Source organism: Marisediminitalea sp. (assembly GCF_984433645.1).
This window is the reverse complement of the sequence record NZ_CFIDRX010000008.1, coordinates 1-24,949: the sequence shown is the minus strand read 5'-3', so window position 1 is coordinate 24,949 and position 24,949 is coordinate 1. Positions and strand designations below refer to the sequence as shown.

The 24,949-nt window shown below is 48.9% G+C and carries 22 protein-coding genes and 1 tRNA gene; 7 read left to right on the top strand and 16 right to left on the bottom strand.

The features are described 5' to 3' along the window. Positions 1-4: 4 nt before the first annotated feature. The 3 genes from dpdE to AC4MRN_RS02365 form a co-directional block, all read right to left on the bottom strand. Positions 5-3,061: a protein DpdE gene (gene dpdE / locus AC4MRN_RS02375; protein WP_491202387.1), complete on the bottom strand. Its 3,057-nt coding sequence runs from the start codon at positions 3,059-3,061 to the stop codon at positions 5-7. Positions 3,062-3,278: 217 nt separating this feature from the next. Then, on the bottom strand, positions 3,279-4,061 hold the full coding sequence (locus tag AC4MRN_RS02370; RefSeq protein WP_491202386.1) for a hypothetical protein: 783 nt from the start codon (positions 4,059-4,061) through the stop codon (positions 3,279-3,281). A gap of 218 nt (positions 4,062-4,279) precedes the next feature. Continuing rightward, positions 4,280-4,356: transfer RNA gene (locus AC4MRN_RS02365), tRNA-Arg, on the bottom strand. Between the two features lie 158 nt (positions 4,357-4,514). Between AC4MRN_RS02365 and AC4MRN_RS02360 the strand changes: the two genes are divergently transcribed. The 3 genes from AC4MRN_RS02360 (at position 4,515) to AC4MRN_RS02350 (ending at position 9,182) form a co-directional block, all read left to right on the top strand. Beyond that, positions 4,515-5,786: a hypothetical protein gene (locus AC4MRN_RS02360; protein WP_491202385.1), complete on the top strand. Its 1,272-nt coding sequence runs from the start codon at positions 4,515-4,517 to the stop codon at positions 5,784-5,786. A 204-nt stretch (positions 5,787-5,990) separates the two neighbouring features. Then, positions 5,991-6,383 carry a c-type cytochrome gene (locus AC4MRN_RS02355; protein WP_155013266.1) on the top strand — a complete coding sequence of 131 codons (393 nt, stop codon included), beginning with the start codon at positions 5,991-5,993 and terminating at the stop codon, positions 6,381-6,383. A gap of 168 nt (positions 6,384-6,551) precedes the next feature. Further along, a complete protein-coding gene (locus tag AC4MRN_RS02350; RefSeq protein ID WP_073324011.1) occupies positions 6,552-9,182 on the top strand; it encodes a sensor domain-containing diguanylate cyclase in 2,631 nt (876 codons plus the stop codon). Positions 9,183-9,208: 26 nt separating this feature from the next. Here AC4MRN_RS02350 and rep read toward each other — a convergent pair whose 3' ends face one another. Further along, entirely contained in the window at positions 9,209-11,230 is a 2,022-nt protein-coding gene (gene rep, locus AC4MRN_RS02345; protein ID WP_491202384.1) for a DNA helicase Rep, read from the bottom strand. A 193-nt stretch (positions 11,231-11,423) separates the two neighbouring features. Here rep and ubiK point away from each other — a divergent pair, with 193 nt between their 5' ends. Next, on the top strand, positions 11,424-11,675 hold the full coding sequence (gene ubiK, locus AC4MRN_RS02340) for a ubiquinone biosynthesis accessory factor UbiK (RefSeq protein ID WP_491202383.1): 252 nt from the start codon (positions 11,424-11,426) through the stop codon (positions 11,673-11,675). Positions 11,676-11,684: 9 nt separating this feature from the next. On the opposite strand, the gene ubiA is transcribed toward ubiK, so the two are convergent. After that, on the bottom strand, positions 11,685-12,569 hold the full coding sequence (ubiA, locus tag AC4MRN_RS02335) for a 4-hydroxybenzoate octaprenyltransferase (RefSeq protein ID WP_491202382.1): 885 nt from the start codon (positions 12,567-12,569) through the stop codon (positions 11,685-11,687). Between the two features lie 169 nt (positions 12,570-12,738). Between ubiA and AC4MRN_RS02330 the strand changes: the two genes are divergently transcribed. Next, positions 12,739-13,146, top strand: coding sequence for a flagellar basal body-associated protein FliL (locus AC4MRN_RS02330; RefSeq protein ID WP_425435074.1), 408 nt, complete (start codon positions 12,739-12,741; stop codon positions 13,144-13,146). 70 nt (positions 13,147-13,216) lie between these two features. Here AC4MRN_RS02330 and glpG read toward each other — a convergent pair whose 3' ends face one another. The 8 genes from glpG to AC4MRN_RS02290 all read right to left on the bottom strand — a co-directional run bounded on the left by glpG (position 13,217) and on the right by AC4MRN_RS02290 (position 22,071). Beyond that, on the bottom strand, positions 13,217-14,086 hold the full coding sequence (glpG, locus tag AC4MRN_RS02325) for a rhomboid family intramembrane serine protease GlpG (RefSeq protein WP_491202381.1): 870 nt from the start codon (positions 14,084-14,086) through the stop codon (positions 13,217-13,219). A 2-nt stretch (positions 14,087-14,088) separates the two neighbouring features. Further along, a complete protein-coding gene (glpE, locus tag AC4MRN_RS02320; protein ID WP_155013262.1) occupies positions 14,089-14,400 on the bottom strand; it encodes a thiosulfate sulfurtransferase GlpE in 312 nt (103 codons plus the stop codon). Positions 14,401-14,408: 8 nt separating this feature from the next. Next, on the bottom strand, positions 14,409-15,434 hold the full coding sequence (gene tdh, locus AC4MRN_RS02315; RefSeq protein WP_491202380.1) for an L-threonine 3-dehydrogenase: 1,026 nt from the start codon (positions 15,432-15,434) through the stop codon (positions 14,409-14,411). After that, a complete protein-coding gene (locus AC4MRN_RS02310) occupies positions 15,431-16,627 on the bottom strand; it encodes a glycine C-acetyltransferase (protein ID WP_491202379.1) in 1,197 nt (398 codons plus the stop codon). The genes tdh and AC4MRN_RS02310 overlap by 4 nt, the downstream gene beginning before the upstream one ends. A 166-nt stretch (positions 16,628-16,793) precedes the next feature. Then, entirely contained in the window at positions 16,794-19,244 is a 2,451-nt protein-coding gene (locus AC4MRN_RS02305; protein ID WP_491202378.1) for a bifunctional diguanylate cyclase/phosphodiesterase, read from the bottom strand. Between the two features lie 2 nt (positions 19,245-19,246). Then, positions 19,247-20,434 carry a hypothetical protein gene (locus tag AC4MRN_RS02300; protein WP_490402214.1) on the bottom strand — a complete coding sequence of 396 codons (1,188 nt, stop codon included), beginning with the start codon at positions 20,432-20,434 and terminating at the stop codon, positions 19,247-19,249. After that, positions 20,434-20,877 (bottom strand): hypothetical protein, encoded by a 444-nt coding sequence (locus AC4MRN_RS02295; RefSeq protein WP_084526591.1) that lies wholly within the window; start codon positions 20,875-20,877, stop codon positions 20,434-20,436. The genes AC4MRN_RS02300 and AC4MRN_RS02295 overlap by 1 nt, the downstream gene beginning before the upstream one ends. 135 nt (positions 20,878-21,012) lie before the next feature. Beyond that, positions 21,013-22,071: a glycosyltransferase family 9 protein gene (locus AC4MRN_RS02290; RefSeq protein WP_370241178.1), complete on the bottom strand. Its 1,059-nt coding sequence runs from the start codon at positions 22,069-22,071 to the stop codon at positions 21,013-21,015. Between the two features lie 87 nt (positions 22,072-22,158). Between AC4MRN_RS02290 and AC4MRN_RS02285 the strand changes: the two genes are divergently transcribed. Beyond that, positions 22,159-22,911 carry a 3-deoxy-D-manno-octulosonic acid kinase gene (locus AC4MRN_RS02285; RefSeq protein WP_491202377.1) on the top strand — a complete coding sequence of 251 codons (753 nt, stop codon included), beginning with the start codon at positions 22,159-22,161 and terminating at the stop codon, positions 22,909-22,911. Between the two features lie 39 nt (positions 22,912-22,950). Next, a complete protein-coding gene (gene coaD / locus AC4MRN_RS02280) occupies positions 22,951-23,436 on the top strand; it encodes a pantetheine-phosphate adenylyltransferase (RefSeq protein WP_073323990.1) in 486 nt (161 codons plus the stop codon). A 19-nt stretch (positions 23,437-23,455) separates the two neighbouring features. Here the strand turns inward: coaD and mutM are convergent, their stop codons facing one another. From mutM to rpmG, 3 genes are all read right to left on the bottom strand, one after another. After that, positions 23,456-24,271, bottom strand: a complete 816-nt coding sequence (gene mutM, locus AC4MRN_RS02275; protein ID WP_491202376.1) for a bifunctional DNA-formamidopyrimidine glycosylase/DNA-(apurinic or apyrimidinic site) lyase — start codon at positions 24,269-24,271, stop codon at positions 23,456-23,458. Beyond that, entirely contained in the window at positions 24,271-24,747 is a 477-nt protein-coding gene (locus tag AC4MRN_RS02270; RefSeq protein WP_491202375.1) for a hypothetical protein, read from the bottom strand. The genes mutM and AC4MRN_RS02270 overlap by 1 nt, the downstream gene beginning before the upstream one ends. Before the next feature lie 83 nt (positions 24,748-24,830). Further along, the coding region (gene rpmG / locus AC4MRN_RS02265; protein ID WP_491202405.1) for a 50S ribosomal protein L33 at positions 24,831-24,949 on the bottom strand (119 nt) is incomplete at its 5' end.

Sequence of the window (24,949 nt, the reverse complement as noted above, 5' to 3'; positions counted from 1 at the left end):
ATTATCATCCACCTACTAATGTCATGCTCAAAGCGGAAACCAGCGTCACAGATAATTTATTTATTAAGTCTAAATGTTCATTTTTAGTCACTTCACTTTCTTTGATTTGAGACTCTCTATGTGTGATAGCACTCTCAATTACTCTCTCCCACTCATCTTTCGAACAAAACGAATCAAATAATTCCCACATATCCTGCTCTGCAGATACTTGAATTTCAAAATCTCTATAACCACTATCATGCTCACCGTTCGATGCTTTTACCGGCTTCTCTAGCAACTTCAGTATCGCTTCATTGTTGACTAGGTTCCCGGAGTCATCTATCCACTCAGTTACTACGAGGGGTTCGAACATTGCATCAAGATTTCTCTGTTCCACAACTGAACCTTCATTTGACTCACAGGAAACTAGCCAATTCAACTTAAAAAAAGTCTTAGGCTTTTCGAGTTTTATCTTTATTTGTCTCAAAATTGAGCTAACAAGTCCTAAAGTGCTCGCATGAGTGAAATTGTAGATCGTATCGATGAAAGGTTGGCCATACCGCAAAGGATAAGCACCAGTTTTGGCGGTAATTTCCCTGTCAGGGGTCATTGGTTTTGTAGAGGGGTTCCGTAACCCACTATTAAAGTCCATTCCTAAAATACAGTGGTGTAAAAAATCGTCTATATTTAAACGAGTTATTCCAAGTCTATATTGATAAACAATTGAGGAATCCTCATTACGAGTTGCACCAAATTTTAAACTCCGTTTTATCCAGCTTTGTAATGAGTTATGCAAAGATTCAGCATCTAGGTCAACGTTCTGAATGTTCTCGGCAAACTTTTTGATAGAAGCGAGATCAATCTGCATTTCATTCCAAACTTCCTGATCAGCTACCTTCTTCCGCTCTTTTGCAATTAAGCCTTTTTCCCCCCCTAACTTATCTCTAAGACAAGTCAAGTGTCCAAAACCATTTGTTAACAGGTTAGCCTCTTCAACTTGGATAGCTTCTTCTACAACTAATTGGATACTTGCCGTTGTTTCATCAAATACGCCTATGGTGTCTTTTAAAAGAAGAGCCCAGTTTTGGATGAAACCTTCATAATTTGGAACAAGAACATAGTTCTCAATCGGTTTCATGCTTTTCGACGTCGCACTATACCTATTTAACCTACCAATACGTTGCTCAATTCTTACCAAAGAGCGTGGTATGCTGTAATGAATCGCGAGTCGAGAAGTTCCTTGTAAATTTAATCCATCCTCACCTTTTTCATCGGTAATAAGTACTTTTATTGAGGGGTCTGCAACAAAAAGCGGCCTAAAATCTGGAGAATGCCTTTCTACATCGCCTCTATTTTTTTGCAAAAATGCATAAAGGTGATCCGCCGAGGCTTTATTTCCGCAGAAAATAACTACTTTGCCATCTACATTTTTTGCCAACCATTCTTCAAGTACATTTCTTGTAAGTTCATCCTTGTTGTTTTGTTCAACGAGCGCCGACTCCTTCATAATCATGAATGTTTCAGAAAACTGCTGATAATCACCAGTATTAATTAACTTATCGAGTTCATGCGAAAAACTCTTTGGAGAATCTAAAAGTGCGTCCAAAAGAGTTATCACGCTTGGTATTTTTTGCTCAAAGCCTTCACAAATCAGGTAGTCTCTATAGTCATCTAATTGCTGATCTAATGAGGGTAATTGTTTAGCAGTTTCCCATTTATACAGTGCGCAATCACCAAGGCCCGGAAAAAGTAGTTCTATCGAGCTGTTTTTGCTACCTCTCCTATTACGGATAAAGCGTTGAAACAATCTATATTTTTCACCAAAATGCATCTTAAGCTCATGAATTACCGAATTTCTTTTATCCTCATCCTTATTCTTATTGAAGTAATCAATCTCAGGCTTTAGACGCTCAATCAGTGCTGTTAATTCCGCATCCCCCAAGCCCAAACTTTCTAATTCATCTATTATCCCAGCCAATGTAAAGTCGTCAGACTCTGGTGAAATTGCGGAATAAATCCCTGAAAAGCGCTCCCTTTCACTTACCTTTTTGTTGAATTCATCAATACCTGCCTCAGTAATTTTGTAGCTTTCCGGGTTAAGACAATGCAACATAGCCAAGAAACTTTTCGCATTCCCAGCAATAGGCGTACCCGATAAAATAACTGTGGAACGTGCATTTGAACAAAAGGTGACTATTTTTTGGTAATGTACAAAACTGTCGCTATCCCATGCCAAGTCAGCGAGGTTATGCCCTTCATCAACCACAACCATAGTTGGTTTATTTTCATTTAAATCAAACAACGGCAAATCAAAATAATCACAGACAAAGACTTTTTGATCTTCCTCTAACTCATCGCCAAGGACATCTTCTAAATGAAATTTTAATGTTAACTCCTCTTTCCATTGGCTAATTAGGGAAGCAGGAGTGATAACCAATACACAAGCATTATCTTTAAGCTCAAGTATGTGTTCGCGGATCAAGAAACCAGCTTCAATAGTCTTACCTAAGCCAACTTCATCACCTAATAAGTATTTTTGATTTGAGTCTTTCAGAACTTGTAGTACGACTGATAATTGATGGGTTTCGAGGTTAACTGCACTACTGGTTAAAGAAGATATTGATTTACATGCTGCTCTTTGTTCAATATATGAGGTAATAAAGTTTGTTCTATTTACATAATGCTTATAAGCAGTTGTAGCCTGCGAAGCCAGGAACCTCGCAACTGGGAACGAGTGGTCTTTTAGCAAATTAGGGACAAATAGCTCTTCAATATCAAATATCTCTGATTCACCTCGATTAAAATATATTAAATGTTTGTCACCCGGTCTTTCGCCATCATAAAACCCCATTCTCCATCGTCGAGTCGGCCCAAATTTGACGTACACGATGGTTTTTTCGAATAGCTTCTTCTTTCCAATTAAGTCTGTTCCTTTCACTTCTAACTTTCTATCGTAGGGAGTTAGTGGAGAGGTAAAAAAACCAACGGTTGCGCTTTGGTCGACAGTTGAAATAGATAGAATTTTACCTATACCATCAAAGTAGGGAGAACCTTCAACCAGGGAACCTTCTACTAACCTCATTCTTTCTCCTTAACTTCAGCAATCCATTTGAAACAAGATAATAATATCACTCAACAAAAAGTCCTTAACTTCAAACAACTACCCACTCCATCAAGCTCTTTTCTTTTTCAGTTTTTACTTTTAGCAATCCCAAAGAATTATTCAGTTGTTGTAGTAAAATTGGGTGAATGTTGCTGTACATTCTTTTCATTATTCAGCCATCCTTAGAGTGTTTACTCTATAGTGGCGAGATACGTTCTATATACAATTTTTCTAAAGCTCCCTCTACAGACAGTTCCGGATTGTCCTCTATATATCTTTTGACAGTCCTTTCTACAAAGTTAGTATTTTGCGAATGCTTTTTAGCAAAATCTCGGCAAAGCTTTTTCATGTTCTTTTCAAAATTTCGACCTTCAACAGAACGATGAAAAGCAGATATTGCTTTATCGAAGGACTTTCCATGTTCAAAATATAATTCGCTCAATCGTGCTTTATGAATTCGATATGAACTAGAAGCATACTCCAAGGCGTCTTTATAATCTGAGAACTCCTCACCAAAAACAGTTATTGTGTGTCGCTGTGCGCTTTCGAGCCTAGTAACGCTGCCATTGATCTCGTAGTCATAACCTCTGAATCGAAGTCGCTCAATGCTTTCTGCGCCCAACTTTATGCCAGCGTTCAGGCTTTTTTGGAATGACTCATCCATCTGTTCCAACTCATTTTTCTTCCACAAATTATATATATTTATGACTTTATCGTATTTTGAGCCGAGAAGAATTTTAAGAGCATTGACTCTGGTATCAAGCGTTGCACTGTTATTTTTTTTAAGTAAATCAAAGCACTCGAAACAAGATGGTACGGTTATGAAATCTGCATTTCGACTAGCACTCTTCCATTCTTGTATGAAGGAAATGGGAGGAATAAAATCTAACTCTGATGCTTCGCAACCGCAGTAAAAGCATTTATTGAAGTCAACCGAATGAACTGCTGATAGTCGCTCATAGTAATTTTCGTAATCCATTACTTTGCCTTATACTTTTTGCTAACTAACAAAGATAACAAGCACCTTATATAAGAGCAGCCTTTCAGTAAAGAACTAGCATCAAGAAAGAATTAGAGCAACCGTCATAATGATTGAATTTTGAACTAATCCTTTTTCGCCAAAGGCACAGAATGGGCACAATTTGGGCACAGAGCGATTTGGGAAAATTAGGATTTGGCATAACTTATTGATTTGAATGGCGCACCCGATAGGATTCGAACCTATGACCTTTGCCTCCGGAGGGCAACGCTCTATCCAGCTGAGCTACGGGTGCGTAATGAGTGGCGCATTATAAGAGGTCGGCTGCAAGAATTACAGTAAAAATTAAAACTGTGCTTTGGGTTGATTGGTTTTTGCTCGTTTTATTCAGGTTTTGCTTATTCCATTTGAATACCCTAGGCTGGTTAACTCGTTCAATGTTGGGCCTTTTTTATGCGTAAATTCTGCGGTTTTCTCTGGTTACTTTTAACCTGTTTCGTGACGGGTATTGGCGTGTGTTATGCCGATGAGCAAAGTGATTTAGCCTTTTATGAAGACGTATTTAGCGCGGCACCCTATGAACCTTCCGATACCTCGCATTACTTGCCGTCTTGTGCGCGAACGCTGGATTCAGATGCCTATAAAACCGTCGCCGAGTCTGGGTTGGGCGCGGGCTGGCAGAATCGTATTGCCCACGACTGGACCTTTTTTGATGTACCCGCCACACAAAGCAAAATTACCGCTATCGACTACGCGCAAACACCTTCAGGGTTAGGGTATCGCTACCTGGCCAATGCCAATACGCAGTCTGTGGTGTATGAGCCGTGGAGTTCGTCTAAGGTGATGGCCATTGTGGGGGCGCTTAGCAAGTTCGAGCCAAACGTGGCTGCAGACACCCTGGTTGGCAATGCGCGCCTGGCCGATTTAGTGACCAGTGTGCACAGTTATGCCGAGGCTGGGCTGGCCGATGGTAATTCCAACGCTATTGCGACTTACTTTGCCAATGTGGCGAGTCGCGATTATTTAACGCAGCTGTTTCACGCTGGCTGGATTCATACACCCAATGCCAACGTGCGTTTTCGCGGGGCTTATGGCCCGGTTGCGTTTATGCCGGAGTCTAATCTATGGACTTCTGCCTCGCTAGACTACAGCCAAGCCGTTGCGCACTATGCGGAAGGGCCAGACGATCCGGGTTATCAAACCTATCGCTGTGAGCAATGTGGGTTAACCGGCAACAAACCTATGTCTACGCTGGCAGAGGCGGAGTTTTTAAAGCGCCTGGTATCGGGCGAGCGCGAACCGCTTACGCAGTTACCGGGGTTTGATAACAGCGATCTCACCATGTTGTTGTATGCGCCGGGCCATAGCAGCACTGCTGGCAACGTGGGCGGTATGATGTCGGGCATTGGGCTTATGCTGGCACGTTCAATTGCTACAGCCCTTGCGCCAAATGATAAACGTGAACCTAATGTGGTATTGGATGAGCTCACATCGGGCAAGTGGCGCTTATTCCAGAAAATTGGGGCCGGCCCCAGCGAAACCCGACAGCAGGGTGAAACGGTATTGCTGGCGCACGTTTGCCTGCCGAACGTTCAGGGTGGACGTGAATTTACCCTGGCTGTGCAATCAGAGGTACCGGGAAACAACGATGCTGCTGTGGGCAGAGCCGCCAAGGCCATGCAAGCCACATTGAATACCAGTATGGCGCAACTGCTTGCGCATTAGTGTTTACAGTGAGGGTTATTCGCTGAGTGGAGATTACAGCCGCGGTGATCTAAATTGCAGTGTGAGCAATAAAAAATAACAGTTTTCTACTTATTTTGATGTAGTTTGGCTAATCAATTAGTCTCAAACAGTTGTCGCCGCACAATTAACCATTATAATCATGCGGATTAATATTCCTAAGACCGTAATGCCTGGAGACAAAAAGTGAAATTAAAAACTTTGTTAGCTATGGGCGCTGCTTTTTTTGCAGTTTTCGCAGTAAATGCACAACAAATGTCAAACGACGCGATTAAAGATCGCATTAAGCCAGTTGGCGCAGTTCACATTGCTGGCGCGGCTGCCGCTGCCCCTGCAGGCGCACTGTCTGGTGAAGACGTATACAACAAAGCCTGTGTAGCGTGTCACGGCGCGGGTGTACTGGGTGCGCCTCGTTTACAAAACGCAGCAGACTGGAAACCGCGTCTGGAACAAGGTTTCGACACCGTATTGTCTCACGCTATTAACGGCTTCAACGCAATGCCTCCTCGTGGTACATGCGGCACCTGTAGCGATGACGATATTAAAGCCGCCATCGAATACATGATCGAAGGCGTTTAAGCTGATTCTGCCTGCCTGAGCAGCCACGCTGTTCAGGTAAGCGCTTCTCTCCGCTTCAAAATTTACCGTTTTGCCAAAATTCTGGTGCTTTAATAAGCGCTAGAATTTTTGCTGCGAATAAGGTAGGTTAATCGTTTATCGTGTGCAGGAGCGCTGGCAGCAAATTTCATGTCGACCGATTCGTCAAAATACGAGTTGTCCGAAGAGGAATTAAGGGAGCTTATTCCGCAACTTCAGCAACTTACAGATAAATATAAACGTGCCGAACGCGTTCAAAAGGCACTGTTTAATATTTCAGAATTAGCCAGCTCGGTTAGCAACCTCTCCCACCTGTATCCGGCTATTCACGAGATTATCGGCGACTTTATGGAAGCCGAGAACTTCTTTGTTGCGTTTTGTGACGCCGACAGTGAATTCGTGAACATGGCTTATTTTGTTGACGAATTCGACGAGCAGGTTATTAAGCAACTGCCTGCAGAAAAGCTCAAACAAGGCCTCACCGGTTATATCCTCAATTCCGGCAATCACATTTTCTACCGCTCCGAAGACAAAGAAGAATTCAACAAAAACGTAAAGGTTGAGCTCATTGGCAGTCAGCCCCACGAGTTATTGGGCGTGCCGCTGAAGCGCGGGAATCAGGTGATTGGTGCCATGGTTGTACAAACGTACGACCCGAATGTGGCCTATACCCATGAAGATTTAGAAGTGTTGCTGTTCGTGTCGCAGCACATTGTTACCACGGTAGACCGGGTGAAAAACCGCGAGTTAACCGAACGCACTATTCGCGAACGCACACGTCAGTTACGCCAGATCAACGACGACCTGCAAGAAGAAATTCTGGAGCGTCAGAAAGTTGAGTCATTACAACAGGCGCTGTTTGAAATTTCTGAATTGTCGGCCACCGCCGGCAAAGACATGGACTCATTCTACGCGGCGCTACACGACATTCTGGCCCGCCTGATCAGCGCTCCGAACTGTTATATTGCCACGCTTGATGAAAGCCGCGAGTACCTAGACTTTCCCTACTTCAGCGACACCCATGCAGACACCCCAAACAGACGTGCGTTAGGCCTGGGTTTAACGGAATTTGTTATTCGCCGCGGCCAGGCAGAGCTGATTGACCCGTCGCGGATATTGTCGCTCACAGAGTCGGGCGAAATTGATGTGTCGGTTGCGCAGGAAATCCTGCAGCAGGCTAACTCCTGGCTGGGTTCGCCGCTGATCATCGACGGCGAGGTGTACGGGGTTATTGCGGTGCAAACCTACGGTAAATCTGCCAAGTACACGCCGCGCGATCTGGAATTGCTTCGTTTTGTGTCGCACCACATTGCGGTAGCACTGGAGCGTAAGTTTCGGGCCGATGCCATTCAGGCCTATAACGAGCAGTTGGAAGAACGCGTTGAGGCCCGTACTCAGGAGCTCAACGAGGCCAACGAGGTGCTACGCCAGCAAATTGAAGAGCGTAAAGAGATAGAGCGCAAATTAATTCACGACGCCCACCACGACGCCCTTACCGACTTACCCAACCGTTCTATGTTTACCAGCCGCCTTGAGCTAGCCATCGCTAACAAGCAGCGCCACCCGGAAAACATGTTTGCGGTGCTGTTTATCGACTTAGACCGCTTTAAAATTATTAACGACACCCTCGGCCACCATGCCGGCGACGAATTCCTGATCGAAGTATCGAAGCGCATTGCGCAGTGTATTCGTGGGCACGACCTGCTGGCACGTCTGGGTGGCGACGAGTTTGTGTTATTGCTGGATGCCTTTGCCGATTCAGCCGATGTAGAAGAGGTCTCCGCACGCATAATCGAGTCTATTTCTGAGCCGTTTATTTTAGACGGCAAAGAAATGTATTCGGGTGCGAGTATTGGTATTGCTCACCTTGAAACCTACTACCGCACAGCCGACGAAGTCATTCGCGATGCCGATGCCGCCATGTATCAGGCCAAGTCACTGGGCCGCGGCCGGTTTGTTATGTTTGATAAAAGCATGCGCGAACGGTTACTGGAAGAGTTGGAGCTGGAAAACGAGTTTCGCCGGTCGCTACGTGAGTCAGAATTTGAGTGCTACCTGCAGCCCATTTTTGACCTGCGTACACAGCAACCGCTATATCATGAGATATATGTTCGCTGGGTGCATCCAACCCTGGGTAAAGTGGCGCGCGAACAGTTCCGTCAGGTGGCCGAACACAGTGGCTTAACCCTGGACCTGGATTTGTATCAGTTGCGCTCTGCCTGTCAGTTGTTGGCAAGCTGGCCCAAGGTCGACAACCTTGAGTACGAACCGCGCATTGGCGTCAACGTGTCTATAAATCACTTGTTGCAGGCGTCGCTGGTTAATAAGATTCTGGACATCATTAACGAGTCTGGCGTGAAGCCCTCGCAGCTCATATTTGAGTTTGATGAGAACGATCTGAATCGCCGCTCTCAGTACATATTGCCAGCCATTAAGAAGTTGAAACGCGCCGGAGTGACGCTGGTGCTGGATAACTTTGGTAGCGGGTTGGCTTCACTCAGCTACTTGTTCTCGTATCCTTTCGACTTCATTAAAATTGACCACCGCTTCATTAAGTCACTGCCGCGTTCGCTGCGTAACCTGAAGCTGATTCAGTCGGTGATGTTAATTTCAGGTCACCTGAAATTTGAAGTGATTGCCGAGGGGATTGATTCCAATTCACAGCTGGAATCGCTGAAAGAGATTGAATGTATCTATGGGCAAGGCCGCTTCCTGGAGCCACCTCAGTTATTGCCCAGCATGCAAATAAACACCGAAACAGACAGCGCAGAAGCCGAATAACCTACCTGCGCTGAACCGGCTATTTGTTAGCTCTTCGACTGCCCTAACATACTGCGTAAATTGGCAATACTGGCCTGCCCTTTTTGCTGACGCTCTTCGGCTGTTGCCTTTTTCTTCTTTTCTTCCCATTGCAGGTCATCGGGTGGCAGTTCGTATAAGAACCGGCTGGGCTCGGGCTGGATGACTTCACCAAACTGGCGGCGTTCTTTCGACAGCGTAAAAATCAGCTCGCGCTGCGCCCGGGTAATACCTACGTAAGCGAGCCTGCGTTCTTCTTCTACGTTGTCTTCGTCTATGCTGCTTTGGTGAGGCAACAGGCCTTCTTCCATGCCCACCAGAAACACAATGGGGAATTCCAGTCCTTTAGACGCGTGCAGGGTCATTAGCTGAACCTGATCGGCTTCGCCATCTTCCTCGCCGCGCTCCATCATGTCACGCAGTATTAAGCGGTTTACCACTTCCTGCAGCGTCATTGGGGCGTCCAGCTCGTTGCCTTCCAGCATGTCGGTTACCCAGCCAAACAAGGTACTGACGTTAGCCATGGCCATTTCAGCGGCTTTCGGGCTGGGGCTGTGTTCGTACAACCATTCTTCGTAACCCATTGCGCGGATCATGCTTCTAAGCGTGGCGGCCGTGTCGCCGCGCACGGCTTCGTCTGACAGCGTCACAATCCAGCGCGCAAAGTTGTGCACGGCCAAATAGCCTTTACCGGTTAATACGCTGCTTAAGCTGTCGTGACACGCGGCTTCAAACATCGACACGCCAAGCTGGTTAGCAAAATTACCCAGCTTTTCCAGGGTGGCACGGCCAATACCCCGGCTTGGTGTGTTAATGATCCGCAGTAGCGCGTTGTCGTCGTCCTGATTCACCAGCAGGCGTAGGTAAGACATAATGTCTTTGATTTCAGCGCGCCCAAAGAACGACATACCGCCACTGATTTTGTAGGGAATACGGTTGCTCATAAGCAGCTTTTCAAACAAGCGGCTTTGGTGATTCCCCCGGTACAAAATGGCGTAATCTTTAAACTGGGTGCGATTGGTAAACTTGTGTGCCAGCAGTTCTGCTACTACCCGCTCGGCTTCGTCTTCTTCGTTTTTGGCCACCAGCACACGCAGGTGATCACCGTAACCCAATGCCGAGAACAGGGTTTTGTCGAAGATATGCGGGTTATTCTGAATAAGGATGTTGGCGCAATGCAGAATGCGCCCTGAAGAACGGTAGTTTTGTTCCAGCTTAATGACTTTCAGGCGTGGGAAGTCTTCCTGCAACAGGTTCAGGTTTTGCGGTCGGGCACCCCGCCACGAGTAAATAGACTGGTCGTCGTCGCCTACCACGGTAAAGCGTGCTCGCTCACCTACTAACAGTTTTACCAGCTCGTACTGACTGGTGTTGGTGTCCTGATACTCATCCACCAGTAAATAGCGAATGCGCGACTGCCACTTGGTGCGCGCTGCCTCATTGGCTTTCAGCAACAAGGTGGGCAACATGATCAGGTCATCAAAGTCTAGCGCATTGTATGCTTTCAGGTGATTCTGGTATTGCTGGTAGAAACCCGCAAATTCTTTTTCGCCCTGGCTGGTTGCTTTCTTCAGCAGCACATCCGGGGTTAACAGGTCGTTCTTCCAGTTGGAAATACACGACTGCAGCAGTTTTAGCTGGTCTTTGTCGCCGTCTAATGTCTGTTCGGTTAAGTCGTTTAACAGCGCCATGGTGTCTTTGTCGTCAAACAACGAGAATCCCGATTTCAGCCCCAGCGCTTTCACTTCGGACTTAATAATATTTAAGCCCAGGGTGTGAAAGGTAGACACTTTCAGGCCTTTGGCTTCTGGCTTGCCCAACGTTTGTGCCACACGCTCTTTCATTTCACGCGCGGCTTTATTGGTAAAGGTTACCGCGGCAATATAGCGCGCCGGCATATCGCAATTACGCACCAGGTGAGCAATTTTGTTGGTGATCACCCGGGTTTTACCACTGCCCGCACCGGCCAGCACCAGACAGGGGCCAGACACATAAGTTACAGCGGATTCTTGGGCAGGATTTAATTTCATGTACGCTATTGGCTCGTTAAAGGCTTGGTGTATTCAGGATTCGTGTTCATCGCACTCACCGTTGTTGCAGGTGAATACGCAGGGGCGCTATTGTAATCGACCGCGCGACATAATCCGAGTGTTGATTGTATTGCATCGCGGGGTAATCAATCTAGAATAGCGGTAAACCTAACTGCGATATCAGGACACCCACATGTTAGATCCGAAGAAACTGGAAGAGATTGCCCGTCAAATTGCCGATTCAGTGCCGCCAGGCGTAAAAAACATGGCGGAAGAAGCGGAAGGGAAAATCAAACAAGTCCTTCAGGCACAGCTGACTAAGCTGGATCTGGTGACTCGTGAAGAGTTCGACATTCAAACCCAGGTGTTAATTCGCACCCGTGAAAAGCTGGAAGCCATGGAAAGCCGTATAGCCGCTCTGGAAGCCCAGCAAGCCGACAAGTAACCCTAGCTGCTATAGCGCGAAGGCGTAATCGGCCGCTAAGCCTAAGGCAACCACCATGCCTACATAGTGGTTGTCGAGGAAGGCTTTAAAACACGCGTCCCGGTCGCGGAAGCGAATGTTGTAGTGCTGATGAATAAACAGCGCTGCAGCGGCCGCGAGCCCTACATAAGCCAGTATTCCTCGCCCTGTTAACTCAAACACCACTGCCAGCATAGCCAGCACAATCACTTCTAACGTACCCACAATAAGCTTGTCGAAGCGGCCAAATAGAATGGCGCTGGATTTAATGCCAATGATCACGTCGTCGTCTCGGTCGACCATGGCGTACAACGTATCGTAAGCAATGGTCCATAACAGGTTAGCTATGAACAGCAGCCAGCCCCAGGCGGGGATGTCGCCGTATACCGCCATGATGGCCATGGGGATCGACCAGCCGTAGGCTGCGCCCAGTACCGCTTGTGGTAAATAGGTATAGCGCTTCATGAAGGGGTAACAGGCCGCCAACCCTAGCGCCACTACTGACAGCAGAATGGTTTGCCAGCTAAGCTGCAGAACCAGCACAAACGCTACGCCAACCAGCAGTGCAAATAGCTGCAACGCTTCTTTCTCAGTCACATCCCCAGCCACCAGCGGACGCGAGTTGGTGCGCTTTACGCTGCCGTCGAAATGCCTGTCTGCGTAGTCGTTTATTACGCAGCCAGCCGAGCGCATTACAACAACGCCGAGGGTAAACACAACCAATTCAAGTACCGGCGGCATACCTTGCGCAGCCAGCATCAGCGCCCATAACGTGGGCCAGAACAGCAGGTAAATTCCAATGGGCTTATCCAGCCGCATCAGACGCTTGTAATGAGGAATGTTTTGTAGCGACAACTGCATTTTGGGTAAAGGCATTACTCTGTTAGTAAGCGGTCAAGGGGCTGGCCCGTGCCGGTTACCAAATCAAAATCCGAAAAAAACGCAGTGTAACACCCTTTCTGCCCTACGACATTAATCTAAAGTAGGTTGTGCGGGCTGGCTCTCTCAACTAGAATTTAAGCAATTAAATTTTCTGGAAATCTTCTTGATGAAGCAATTCGTTCTGCTGGTCATGTTATTGGGTACCGGACTCTTCGCTGCCCCAACGCTTGCCCAAGACAAGCCGTCTTATGCCTACATTGGTATTGAGCCTGAAATTGTAACCAACTACCTGGGCACCAGTGCGATTAAACTCGGTTACGTACGGGTGATGATTGAAGTCATGGTAAGCGATGTCGATCAATTGGAATTAGTTGAGCACCATATGCCATTGCTGCGCTCTACTGCGATTGAAATTTTTGGCCGTCAGCCTGAAGAAAAAGTGAAGTCGCTGACAGGGCGTGAAGATATTCGCCGCGCTATTTTAGCCGCTTTTCAGGATTTAATGTCGAAGGAAACCGGCGCGCCGGTCATCAAAGAAATTATCTTTACCAAATACCTGCACCAAAGCTAACAACGCGGTTGGCGATGTGCAGTGTGCGAATAACAAAACGGCAATACCAGGTATTGCCGTTTTTTGTTGTCTACTCGCGGTGACGGTCTTTTGAACCTGCCCCCAGATGCAGGAACCAGGCTATCGCACACCCACTCACCAAACCAGCGGTATGCGCGGCGTTGGCCATGTTCACCCAGAGAATGTCGGCGTAGCCCAATATCAGCCACAACAACATAAAACCAATCACCGGCTTAGGCAGGTCTATTCCCCAGCTTGGGCGCAGCCAGCCAATAAACCATACAAAACCCAGTACACCGTACACTACGCCCGAAAGCCCGCCAAAGTTCGGGCCGGCCGCAATCAGTTGCGCCAGGTTACTGACCACCGCAGTGATCACAAACAGTAAAATGAGAAAGCTGGTGCCCAGCTTATGCTCAATTCGCCCGCCCAACATACACCACCACAGCAGGTTAAACACAAAGTGCACCATGCTGAAATGAATGAGCGCCGGGCCTAGCAAACGCCACCACTGGTTATTGTCGAGCAATTGGCCTAGCGGCTGGATCATCAGTTGCTCGGCAATGGGTTGAAATAAGCCGACTAGCGACAGCAGAAAAACCAGCGTACAGGTAAACAAAATGGCGCCGCAAAACGGCGCGCGACGCAACCAGATAAGCCAGCGCTTCACGTCCAGATTCGGCTTTGAAGGCGATTTTATGTCGGTGCGTTCGGAATGCTGCCATGCTGCCTGTTGATACTTGGGATCATTCGGCGACTGCACAAACGCCTGACAAATGGATAATGCCTTATCGAAGTCTGCTTCATTATTTAGCTGCACAATGTACTGATCTTGCACAGCATCGTGAACAACACTGACATCGATATGTTGAGAGGTTAAATAGCTCGCCAGCAGGTCGGCATACCGCAACTGGCGAATCGCTATCAGGGGTTTGGCCACTGTTAGTCAGTAACCACCGGCTGACCTAACCGCCAGCCTTCAAATCCACCGTCCATGCTGTAGACCTGCTCATAGCCCTGGCCCACTAAAAACTGTGCGGCTTGCTGGCTGCTTACGCCGTGATAACACACCACAACCACCGGCTTGGCTTTCGGGGTGTTTTCCATAAACTCAGCCAGGTTGTCGTTAGACAGGTTGACTGCCCCTTCGATGTGGCCAGCCTGAAATGAGCCGGCATCACGGATATCAGCGACCACTACGTCGCCGAGTTGTTCGGCAACTTGTGCCACAGAGATATGTTCAAACGCTTGCATAATATGTGCTACTGCCAGTTAAGAATAACTTTTCCGGAATGTCCTGAGCCCATAGTATCAAATCCCTGTTGGAATTCATCTATTGAAAACTGGTGTGTGATAATAGGCGAAATATCCAGACCGCTTTGGATCAGACTTGCCATTTTGTACCAGGTTTCAAACATTTCGCGGCCGTAGATGCCTTTTATCACCAGGCCTTTGAAAATAACCTGGTTCCAGTCGATGGCGACATCCTGAGGCGGAATACCCAACATGGCGATTTTGCCGCCGTTGTTCATGTTGTTTAGCATGTCGCGGAACGCTACCGGTACGCCCGACATTTCCAAGCCAATATCGAACCCTTCGGTCATGCCCAGCTGGTTCATCACGTCTTTCAGGTTTTCTTCGGCAACGTTAACTGCGCGGGTTACGCCCATTTTCTCGGCAAGCGCCAGGCGGTATGGGTTAACGTCGGTGATCACCACATGACGCGCCCCTACGTGGCGTGCTACGGCAGCGGCCATAATGCCAATAGGGCCAGCACCGGTGATCAGTACGTCTTCACCGACTAAGTCGAACGACAGCGCAGTGTGAACCGCATTACCAAACGGGTCAAAGATAGACGCCAGGTCGTCGCTGATGTTGTCGGGAATCTTAAATGCATTAAACGCAGGAATAACCAGGTACTCGGCAAATGCACCAGCGCGGTTAACTCCCACACCTTCGGTATTACGGCATAAATGGCGGCGTCCGGCACGGCAGTTACGGCAGTGTCCACAGGTAATGTGGCCCTCACCCGATACCCGGTCGCCGACTTTAAAGCCCTGCACTTCCTGGCCCATATCAACCACTTCGCCCACGTACTCGTGACCAACAACCATAGGCACAGGAATGGTTTTCTGAGCCCAGTCGTCCCAGTTGTAAATGTGCATGTCGGTACCACAAATAGCGGTTTTGCGAATTTTGATTAACAGGTCGTTGTGGCCCACTACCGGCTTGGCGGTATCTTCCAGCCAAATGCCCTGCTGCGAGTGGCTTTTTACCAGCGACTTCATGCAATCACTCCTAATTCACGGCCCACTTCAATAAAGGCATCTACCGCTTTGTCGACGTGTTCAATGGTATGCGCCGCTGACATCTGGGTACGAATACGCGCCTGGCCTTTGGGTACCACCGGGTATGAGAAGCCAATCACGTAAACGCCTTTGGACATCAGTTTATTTGCCATGTCGTTGGCCAGTTTGGCGTCGCCCAGCATGACCGGAATAATCGGGTGGTCTTTACCGGCAAGGGTAAAGCCGGCTTCTTCCATACGCATACGGAAGTGCGCCGCGTTACGCCAAAGCTGCTCTCGCAACTCGTGGCCGTTGGCCATCATGTCGAACACTTTCAGTGACGCTGCCACAATTGGTGGTGCAATAGAGTTAGAGAACAAATACGGACGTGAACGCTGACGCAGCCAGTCGATCACCGCCTTTTTACCTGAAGTGTAACCGCCAGACGCCCCGCCTAAGGCTTTACCCAGGGTGCCGGTAATGATGTCTACACGACCCATTACGTCGCAGTACTCATGGCTACCGCGGCCGTTGTCGCCCAGAAAGCCCGTAGCGTGGCAGTCGTCTACCATGACCATGGCGTCGTATTTGTCAGCCAGATCACACACGCCTTTCAGATTGGCAATAATGCCGTCCATGGAGAACACGCCGTCAGTGGCGATCAGAATAAAGCGCGCGCCGTCGGCTCTGGCTTGCTTAAGCTGTTCTTCTAGCGCCTGCATGTCGTTGTTGGCGTAACGGTAGCGTTTGGCTTTGCTCAGGCGCACACCGTCGATAATGCTGGCGTGATTCAGCGCGTCAGACACAATCGCATCTTCCGGCCCCAAAATAGTTTCAAACAGACCGCCGTTGGCATCAAAACAAGACGGATACAAAATGGTGTCTTCTGTACCCAGGAAATCACTGATTTTGGTTTCCAGAGATTTATGGATGTCCTGCGTACCACAGATAAAGCGAACTGACGCCATGCCGAAACCGTGACTGTCCAAACCGCTTTTGGCCGCTTCGATGAGGTCCGGATGATTCGCCAGACCCAGGTAGTTATTGGCGCAGAAGTTAATTACGTGCGAGCCGTCCTGCGTTTCAATATCGGCCTGCTGTTGCGATGAAATGACACGCTCAACCTTGTACAGCCCTTCTTCTTTTGTGGCCGTAAGTTGTGCTTCGATATGAGAAATAAATGACGCAGACATAGCGCGACTCCCAACGATTAAAATATGCGGCGTATTGTACCTAAGTGCCTGAGGTTATGCCCTAAGGCGACTGGTTTGTGTACTTTACGTAAACGGTAAGGGTGTAAACTTTTTAGCACGCACGTTGGCGTTGCTGAACGGTATCGCGTATTCAACCTCGGGTGGATCAATTTTTTTGTAACAGTACCCAGCGCCCGTTTACTACCTGTGATTTTAGCACCTGCCAGAGAACATGCTGCTCGATGGGTTTACTGATGAAGTATCCCTGGCCGTACTGACATTGCATATTGCGAAGTTGATTGAGCTGTTCGCCGGTTTCTATGCCTTCGGCAATCACTTGCTGACCCATGTTGCGCACCATGGATATGGTTGAATCAACAATGTTTCGGTCGGAGTCGGTTTCCATCATGCCGTTTATAAAAGAACGGTCAATCTTAATAATATCGCTGGGGATCGTACGCAGGTAGGTTAACGAAGAGTAGCCCGTACCAAAATCATCCACTGCAATCTGACAGCCCAGCGATCGAATTTGATGGATCGTTTCTACCGCGCGTTCGGTATCCGCTACCAGTACGGTTTCGGTCAACTCCAGTTCAACCAGACTCGCGTCTACGGAATACTTGGTGATGAGTTCGGTTAAGTAAGGCTGTAGCAACTCGTTGGCAAACTGCGCTGCCGACAGATTGATCGCCATTTTCACCCCGGGGTAGCCCTGGTTTCGCATTTCGGATAACAGCATAATAGCCTGCTCCATTACCCAAAAGTCCAGTTCGGCCATCATAGGGGTATTCTCCAGCAGCGGCAGGAATTCACCCGGAGACACCAGACCCCGCTCGGGATGACGCCAGCGTAGCAAGGCTTCAAATCCCACCAGCTTCAGGGTTTCAAGGGATATCTGTGGTTGTACCGCAAGGAAGAACTGTTGTTCTTTTATGGCAATACGCGCTTCACTTTCTAATTCCACCTGACGAACGACTTTTTGATTCATGGTGGAGTCGAAGAACCGGTAGCTAGAGCCTCGCTGCAGCTTGGCTTCGTACATAGCCGTGTCGGCCTGGCGCATCATCTCAAGGGTGCTGCTCTTCGCGTCAGCGGTGAAGGCAATACCAATACTGATGGTGATATAGAATGTTTGCTCGGTGATACGCATAGGCTCAATGAACTCTGCAGTGAGCTTTTGCGCTACGTTTTCAACCTGGTCGGTCGTTTCGACATGATTTAGCAGGATAACAAATTCGTCGCCCCCAAAGCGGGCGATCAGATCGGTTTCCCGTAGTACGCCGGACAGGCGCTCACTGGCTACTTTGACAACCTCATCGCCGAAGTGGTGACCGTGGCTGTCGTTCACCTTTTTAAAGTTGTCCAAATCGATGAACATTAAGGCAATGCCGCCTTTTTCGCGATTAACCGAAGCCAGTAGCTTGTTTAGCTGGAAGGTCATCATATTGCGATTCGGCAGGCCGGTCAGGTTATCGAACATGGCCATTTTTTCTAATTTGGCCGTGTTCACGTTCATCTGGCGATCCAAGGTTTCCAGCTTTTCGGCTAATTCTTCTGCCGCACTGCCCAGTACATCCAATTCGTCTGATAACCACTGGTTTCGAAAGAAGCTGCGTTTGTTCTGCTCTTTAAACTCATCAAAGCGCTGTTGAGCCAGCAGTGGGAGCATATTCGACAATGCATTCAGCTTTTGTGCGTAGCGCCTGAGCAATACAAACATACTCATCACAAACGTCAGTACCAACCCCAGGCCGCCCAGGAAAATAATTAATTTCTGAATCTGAAAGGTGCGCTTGCGGTCGTCGATATCATGCACGAACATCACGTAGTGTCCGTTGGCACTGTTGTTAAATAAGGGCAGGAGCATGACATAGTAAGCGTTGTCGCTGCTGGTAACTTCCACACCGCGGGTTATCAGGCGCTTTATGGTGGTTTGCTGTGGAATGTCGCCCAGAATACTGCGCATCATTGTAGCCTGCTTCTCGCTTAACGAGCTATTCAAATACAGTCGGCTGGATTGGTGTTTCACTTCCGTATCGGGCTGACGAACCAACACCAGTTCCGCCTGTGAAGCTTCGCTTAGCAAGGCCAGTACTTCCTGTAATGAGGTGGTCATCACCACCGCATAGGTCTTCCCGCCGGGTAACATAACCGGTGTGCTGACTACCATTTCGCAATAGGTCTGGCAGTGCACACCTTGTTGCGGGCGGCCCTGCTGCAGGGTTTGCGCCACCATAGGCTGCAGAGCGTCAGGCAGCACAACCCCGTCGCTGAACGTCACTTCCCCCTGGTGGTCGATAAGCCAGACGCTGGAAACATCCCATTGCAGCAACAGAAAATCACCACTGAGCTTAAGGCGTTCAAGCAATTGCGCTTCGGTTAACGTTGCGCCTTCACTTTGATGTTTCAGACTCTCAACCCATACCGAAAGCCTGTCCCCCAGTAGCGAGGTGATTTGGTGATAGCGGGTCACATCCCGGGCAAACAAAGCCTGGTTTAGCTCGGTTTCCTGGGATGCGGATTGTTTTAACAGTAGCCCAACCACTACAGTACACACCACGCTGACCATGATCAGCATGACGAACAGCACTTTGTAGCTTATGGACAGATGTCGCATACTTAAAACCAATACATCAATTGCACCGACCAGGTATTCCAGTACGGATCAGCCTGAATCAGTGAATTTGGAAACAGTACCGCAGACAATCGCCCCGCACCGTGGGTGCGGGAGAATTCGCCGCTAAGACGCATTTGTTTAGCAAAATCCCAACTGACACCAACGGTGGCGGTGTCCATAAAACCGTAATACCGGGGAATAGGCCCTAAAGGGTTTAAGTCCAGCAACGTACCTTTGCGGTCGTCGCGATCTACGTCGTAGGTGTCAATGCGAACCAGACCGGTAATAGCATCTGACAGGAAATAGCGAAACTGGGCGTAACCGCCTTCGCCGGTTTTGTCGATGTCCAACGTGACGCCCTGTGTAAAGTCGCCTTTGTAGCGCAAGCGGTCGCGAAGCAATTCGGAGCTAAACTCCCAGTTTTCGCTGTCGTAACGGATCGCCAGAGTCAGGCGGTCTACTGAAGACGAACCGTTTAGCAGAATATCCTGCTCGGCTGGCTTGTAAGAAAAGTCGGATTGCAGCAGGCTAAACCCCAGCTCCCACTGCGAAAAATCGGGTTGCCAGTAGGTGCTGAACTGATGCACGAAGTCCTGCTTTACCCGTCCCTGCGCCAACGGGCTCAGGAATTTCTTTGTTTCTTCTTTGGCTAACGGTGAACGCCCCAGGCTCCAGCGCACTTCCCAGGTACCGGTATCACCGACTTTAATACTTTGCAGTGCTATACCGTCGCTGCTGAGCGCCATATCGCGGTTACCATCGTAATACACCGATTGCGGCAAAATAATGGAAGGCCGGGTTTGCGGCACATCCTGGGTGGCGGAATACAGCCAGTGACGGTTTTTATAGCGTCCAATGTGCAGATTCATTTGCCAGTCAAAATACTGGGCAACCCGCCAGTCCAGGAATAAGTAGTCCACCCGTGAGCCCTGACGATAGCGATTTCCGCCGTCCAGATACACCAGTTGACCGGCCACACTTAACGATGAATTCACCGTGTATTTGGCATTGATGCCGATTTCGGTTAGTTCACGGCTAAAGGCATTGTCGTCGGTAATAAAAGCACTGTCCTGAGAACGCGTTACCCCTTGGGCAATGAATCCATGCCAGGACAAATTGTCGCCTGCATAAACACCGGATGCCAGTAACACCAGTGAAGCGAAAAACCCTTTTACTGCGTGCTTCTGCATTATTCCCGCTCCCCAATATTCAGTAAATAGGTTCCTTCTGGAGGGGTCTCTGTGTTCACATAACCAATAGACCCGGGGGTGGCGGCAACCTTTGCCACCATGTCTTCAATTGAATTGACGATGGTAGGCGCATCGCCCTGACCGGAATAAGTGATCCGCTGCCAGATGCGCTCTAACTGATAAGGGTAAATCTGTAATACGTTGCGGCAAAACTCGGTGTGAATCGGGTTTGATGCGTGTAGCACGAACACTTTTACCCGTTCGCCATTGGGCCAGAACTGGGTTCTGCCAGCAAAAATCAAACGCACCTGTGCCGGCGAGAGAGTCTGCGTTTTTACCGCTTCATTCGCCAGAATATGTATTGCCGCCTCGGCGGCCCTTAGCGGGCAAAACACCAGGATAAACAATACGATTAATAGCGTTCGACTCACTCCGCTTTGCAATGTTGCTCCTTAACAAACAGACCTCTGCGTTAGCCTGGAAAATCCCCTGTTCGGCTTTCGGATCATGCTGAAGATGAATGACTTTCCTAAGTGTAGAAAAGAACAGCAATAATTAAAGCACTCGCCTTCGAAATTCTACTTATTAAGTACTTTTACAAGTACGTTTTCCACTTGTTCAGGTTGAATTCGCGCCATCAGTGATTCTCCTTTGGCACGCGTACCCCAAGGCAGCGACTGCCACGGTTTACCGTGTTGTTCCGCTACGCAATCGGCGTAAACAGACACGACCTCGTCGCGATTCAAATACGGCCCGGTACGAATAGGGTTCGAGTGGGCATACAAACCCACTACTGGCGTGCCCACCGTCGTTGCCATGTGCGCAGGCCCGGTGTCAGGGGCAACCACCACTTTTGCACGGGCCAACACGCCCGCCAGCTCTTTTAGTGTGGTTTTACCAATCAGGTCCTGCTCTACTGTTGCACCTGCGGCCAGAATCGCGTCGCCGATTTGCCTGTCTAAAGGTGCAGGTCCTCCGCACAATAATACTTTAAGGCCTTGGTTTACAAGCCAGTTAGCTATACTTGCGTATCCTTCCGCAGTCCAATTGCGTTCTGCTTTAGACGCCGCCGGACAGATAACCGCATAGTCCCCAAGGTTATCGGCCAATGCCACACCGACTTGAAGGTCATCGGATGACAATGGCAATGACCACTGTAGCTCTTCAGCCGGCGGAATACCCATGGCGTCGGCAAAGGCCATAAAGCCCTCCAGCACATGAGGCTGATGTTGCGCAGCTATGCGTTTATTAATGAATAAACTGTGTCCTTCCTTGCTGCGTGCTTTGTCGAAACCCAACCGAACTTTAGCCCGAATTGCCCGTGACAATAAATTCGCTCTCAGTGCAATTTGCATGATGCAAAGCACATCAAAGCGCGTGTCTTTGAACTGTGCCTTGATGGCTTTCATGCCCTGGCGGCCGGTTTTTTTGTCGTATACCACAAAGTCCACCCCGTCCATGCCCTTGAGTAACTGGTATTCGATTTTGCCAATGATCCAGGTTATTCGAATATCCGGGCGATGCGTTCTGATGCGATGCACCATGGCGGCCGCATGACAGACATCACCTATGGCAGAAAGCCGTAGCAGGCATAACGACCCGTTTGTCGGGATGGTAATTTTACTGAGGGTAGACAAATAAACTTCCACATAACACTGATAAACCACCGTAATTTGATTACAATCAGGGGCAAGAAACAAGTCTAATGTCTGAGAAAAACCCGTTTGATTGATCTGGCACCCACACAACAAGGCCGCGATGTCGTACTTTACAACCTGCAGGCATGCGAGGAAGTGGGTATATCGCCACCAGATGCGCAGTGGCTGCATACCGACTACTGGACACAGCGCGCCCATGGTAAGCCCGACAGCGGGCGCGGCGAGGCGGTCATTATTAACGAACCGGCTCCCATGGTGCTTCGCACCTATTGCCGAGGCGGGCTTGTCAGGCATTTTTCTCAGCGCCGGTTTATGTATAACGGCTTAGACGCGACCCGCCCGTTCCGCGAACTGCAACTGCTGCACACCATGCACCAGGCGGGATTACCCGTGCCATTGGGATTAGCTGGCAGAGTCAGTCGTTTTGGACTGGCATATGAAGCCGCCATCCTGATGCAACAGATCCCGCGCTGTCAGGAAGTCCACCAGCGCATTCAGCGCAATGCAATGCCCAATACACTGTGGCAAGGTATGGGTGAGGTCATCCGCCGCATGCACGATATTCAGGTGTATCACCATGACTTGAATATCCATAACATTCTCATTGATGACGAAGACGCCCTCTGGCTAATTGACTTCGATAAGTGCGGTCAGAAAAGTGGTCATCAGTGGAAACCTGGCAACCTGGAGCGTCTGCAGCGCTCATTGCTAAAAGAACAGGCAAAATCAGCCTCAACGTATTACTTTAACGACGACAACTGGCAGGCGCTTTTGAACGGCTATCAGCAGCCAATTGCAAGTTCGCCCAATTCCCGCTAGTGTCGGCTCTCTACCCTACATATTCATTTGGTAATCACTATGCAAACACGAGCTATTTATCCCGGAACCTTTGACCCGATCACCAATGGCCACGCCGACTTAATTGAGCGTGCTGCCCGTATGTTTGATGAAGTGATTGTGGCCATTGCGGCCAACCCCAGTAAACAGCCCTTGTTTACGCTGGACGAGCGCGTACGGTTAATTACCACCGTCACCCAGGATCTGGACAATGTTACCGTGGTAGGCTTTACCGGCCTGCTGGCAGAATTCGCTCGCCAGCAGCAAGCGACTATTTTGATCAGGGGGTTGCGGGCAGTTGCGGATTTTGAATACGAGTTTCAGTTGGCCAACATGAACCGCAGACTTAACCCCGATTTGGAAAGTGTGTTTTTAACGCCGTCGGAAGAAAACTCGTTTATTTCTTCAACTCTGGTGAAGGAAGTGGCGTTACACCATGGCGATGTCGGGCAGTTTTGCGATCCGGTAGTAAAAGACGCGTTAGAGCAAAAGCTCCACAAACGTTAGATCAGCACTATCCGAGCGCTCAGGACTGGCAGGTTGGGCAGTAAAAGGTATTTCGTTGCCCAATCACCACACTTTTAATGGGTGTCTCACAAGTTAAGCAAGGCTCACCGGTGCGACCATATACATTTAATGACTGGGCAAAGTACCCGGGGTTGCCATCGCTTTGAGTGAAGTCTTTGAGCGTGGTGCCGCCTTGGCGGATGGCCTTCGCCAACACCTGCTTAATGGCTTCCGTAAGCACTTCATAGCGCTTAGCGCTCACTCTTCCGGCCTTGCGACGCGGATCGATGCCAGACATGAATAGCGCTTCGTTGGCGTAGATATTCCCTACCCCCACCACCACGGCGTTGTCCATAATGAAATTCTTCACTGCCACCTGCTTGCCTTTTGACAGCGTGATCAAGCGCTGGGCATCGAAGTCTTCGGTGAGGGGCTCTGGCCCCAGATTCGCCAGTAGTTTAATTGGCGCGTCACCGGGCTGCTGATACAGACAGGCGCCAAATCGACGAGGATCGTTGAGGCGCAAGCAAATACCGTTAGCCAGAACAATATCGATGTGATCGTGCTTCACCGGCGGCGTGGTTGCTGGTAGTACGCGTAGTTTGCCCGACATGCCCAAATGAAGCACGATGACGGCCTGATTACTCAACTGAATGAGCAGGTATTTTGCACGGCGATTAACCGCCAGGATTTCACTGCCCGAGGCTTGTTGAATAGTCTCTGGCACCGGCCAGCGCAATCGGGCGTCACGTACAATAACCCGACTAATGGTTTGCCCTTCCAGGTGCGGTGCGATGCCCAGGCGGGAGACTTCGACTTCTGGTAACTCAGGCACTACATTTCCTCCGAATCACCTAACCAGGGTAGCAACTCTTCGATAGTAACCTGATTGAGCATGTACCAATCGCTGTCAAACTGGATCCACACTTTGTTGGCAGCGGGCACAATAGCGTACACCCGGCCCTGTGTTGCACCAGCCAGCCATACAACCGTAATAAGGGGTTCGGTTTGCAAAACGCTTCTGGGCGGCTTTGCCATGTCCATGGTGGCCTGTCGCCACACGTCGATATGTTGCTCGGGGGTACTGGCCAGGGTTTGTCTTACCCCGCTCCAACGCCATTGCTGGCCCACCCGCTCAAGTTTATGGCTGCCTTGTTCAATTTTCAGAACATAGCCGTCTTGTGGCAGTAGTGGAATTGAGGCCGGCGCAGTCGCCGACGGCAGAAAGCTGTTAATATTAAACAAAAAAATCATGCCCAACATGGCAAAAATTACCACGTTATTAAATGCTCGCTTCGACATTCTGGCCATGTTCGCTACCTACCGCATTGAATTCTGTTCACGCAAAAAACCCGGCACAAGCCGGGTTTTCGTGGAGACAAAAGCAAGTTTTGTTACTTGATTTTGGCTTCTTTGAACATAACGTGCTTACGAACAACTGGATCATACTTTTTGATTTCCATTTTGCCCGGCATGTTACGCTTGTTTTTGTCAGTGGTGTAGAAGAAACCAG

What these genes read in the sequence shown, in the direction of transcription:
- dpdE (WP_491202387.1), bottom strand. Translation starts at nt 3,061, where the DNA reads ATGAGGTTAGTAGAAGGTTCCCTGGTTGAAGGTTCTCCCTACTTTGAT.
- AC4MRN_RS02370 (WP_491202386.1), bottom strand. Translation starts at nt 4,061, where the DNA reads ATGGATTACGAAAATTACTATGAGCGACTATCAGCAGTTCATTCGGTT.
- AC4MRN_RS02360 (WP_491202385.1), top strand. Translation starts at nt 4,515, where the DNA reads ATGCGTAAATTCTGCGGTTTTCTCTGGTTACTTTTAACCTGTTTCGTG.
- AC4MRN_RS02350 (WP_073324011.1), top strand. Translation starts at nt 6,552, where the DNA reads ATGTCGACCGATTCGTCAAAATACGAGTTGTCCGAAGAGGAATTAAGG.
- rep (WP_491202384.1), bottom strand. Translation starts at nt 11,230, where the DNA reads ATGAAATTAAATCCTGCCCAAGAATCCGCTGTAACTTATGTGTCTGGC.
- ubiK (WP_491202383.1), top strand. Translation starts at nt 11,424, where the DNA reads ATGTTAGATCCGAAGAAACTGGAAGAGATTGCCCGTCAAATTGCCGAT.
- ubiA (WP_491202382.1), bottom strand. Translation starts at nt 12,569, where the DNA reads ATGCCTTTACCCAAAATGCAGTTGTCGCTACAAAACATTCCTCATTAC.
- glpE (WP_155013262.1), bottom strand. Translation starts at nt 14,400, where the DNA reads ATGCAAGCGTTTGAACATATCTCTGTGGCACAAGTTGCCGAACAACTC.
- tdh (WP_491202380.1), bottom strand. Translation starts at nt 15,434, where the DNA reads ATGAAGTCGCTGGTAAAAAGCCACTCGCAGCAGGGCATTTGGCTGGAA.
- AC4MRN_RS02310 (WP_491202379.1), bottom strand. Translation starts at nt 16,627, where the DNA reads ATGTCTGCGTCATTTATTTCTCATATCGAAGCACAACTTACGGCCACA.
- AC4MRN_RS02305 (WP_491202378.1), bottom strand. Translation starts at nt 19,244, where the DNA reads ATGCGACATCTGTCCATAAGCTACAAAGTGCTGTTCGTCATGCTGATC.
- AC4MRN_RS02300 (WP_490402214.1), bottom strand. Translation starts at nt 20,434, where the DNA reads ATGCAGAAGCACGCAGTAAAAGGGTTTTTCGCTTCACTGGTGTTACTG.
- coaD (WP_073323990.1), top strand. Translation starts at nt 22,951, where the DNA reads ATGCAAACACGAGCTATTTATCCCGGAACCTTTGACCCGATCACCAAT.
- AC4MRN_RS02270 (WP_491202375.1), bottom strand. Translation starts at nt 24,747, where the DNA reads ATGGCCAGAATGTCGAAGCGAGCATTTAATAACGTGGTAATTTTTGCC.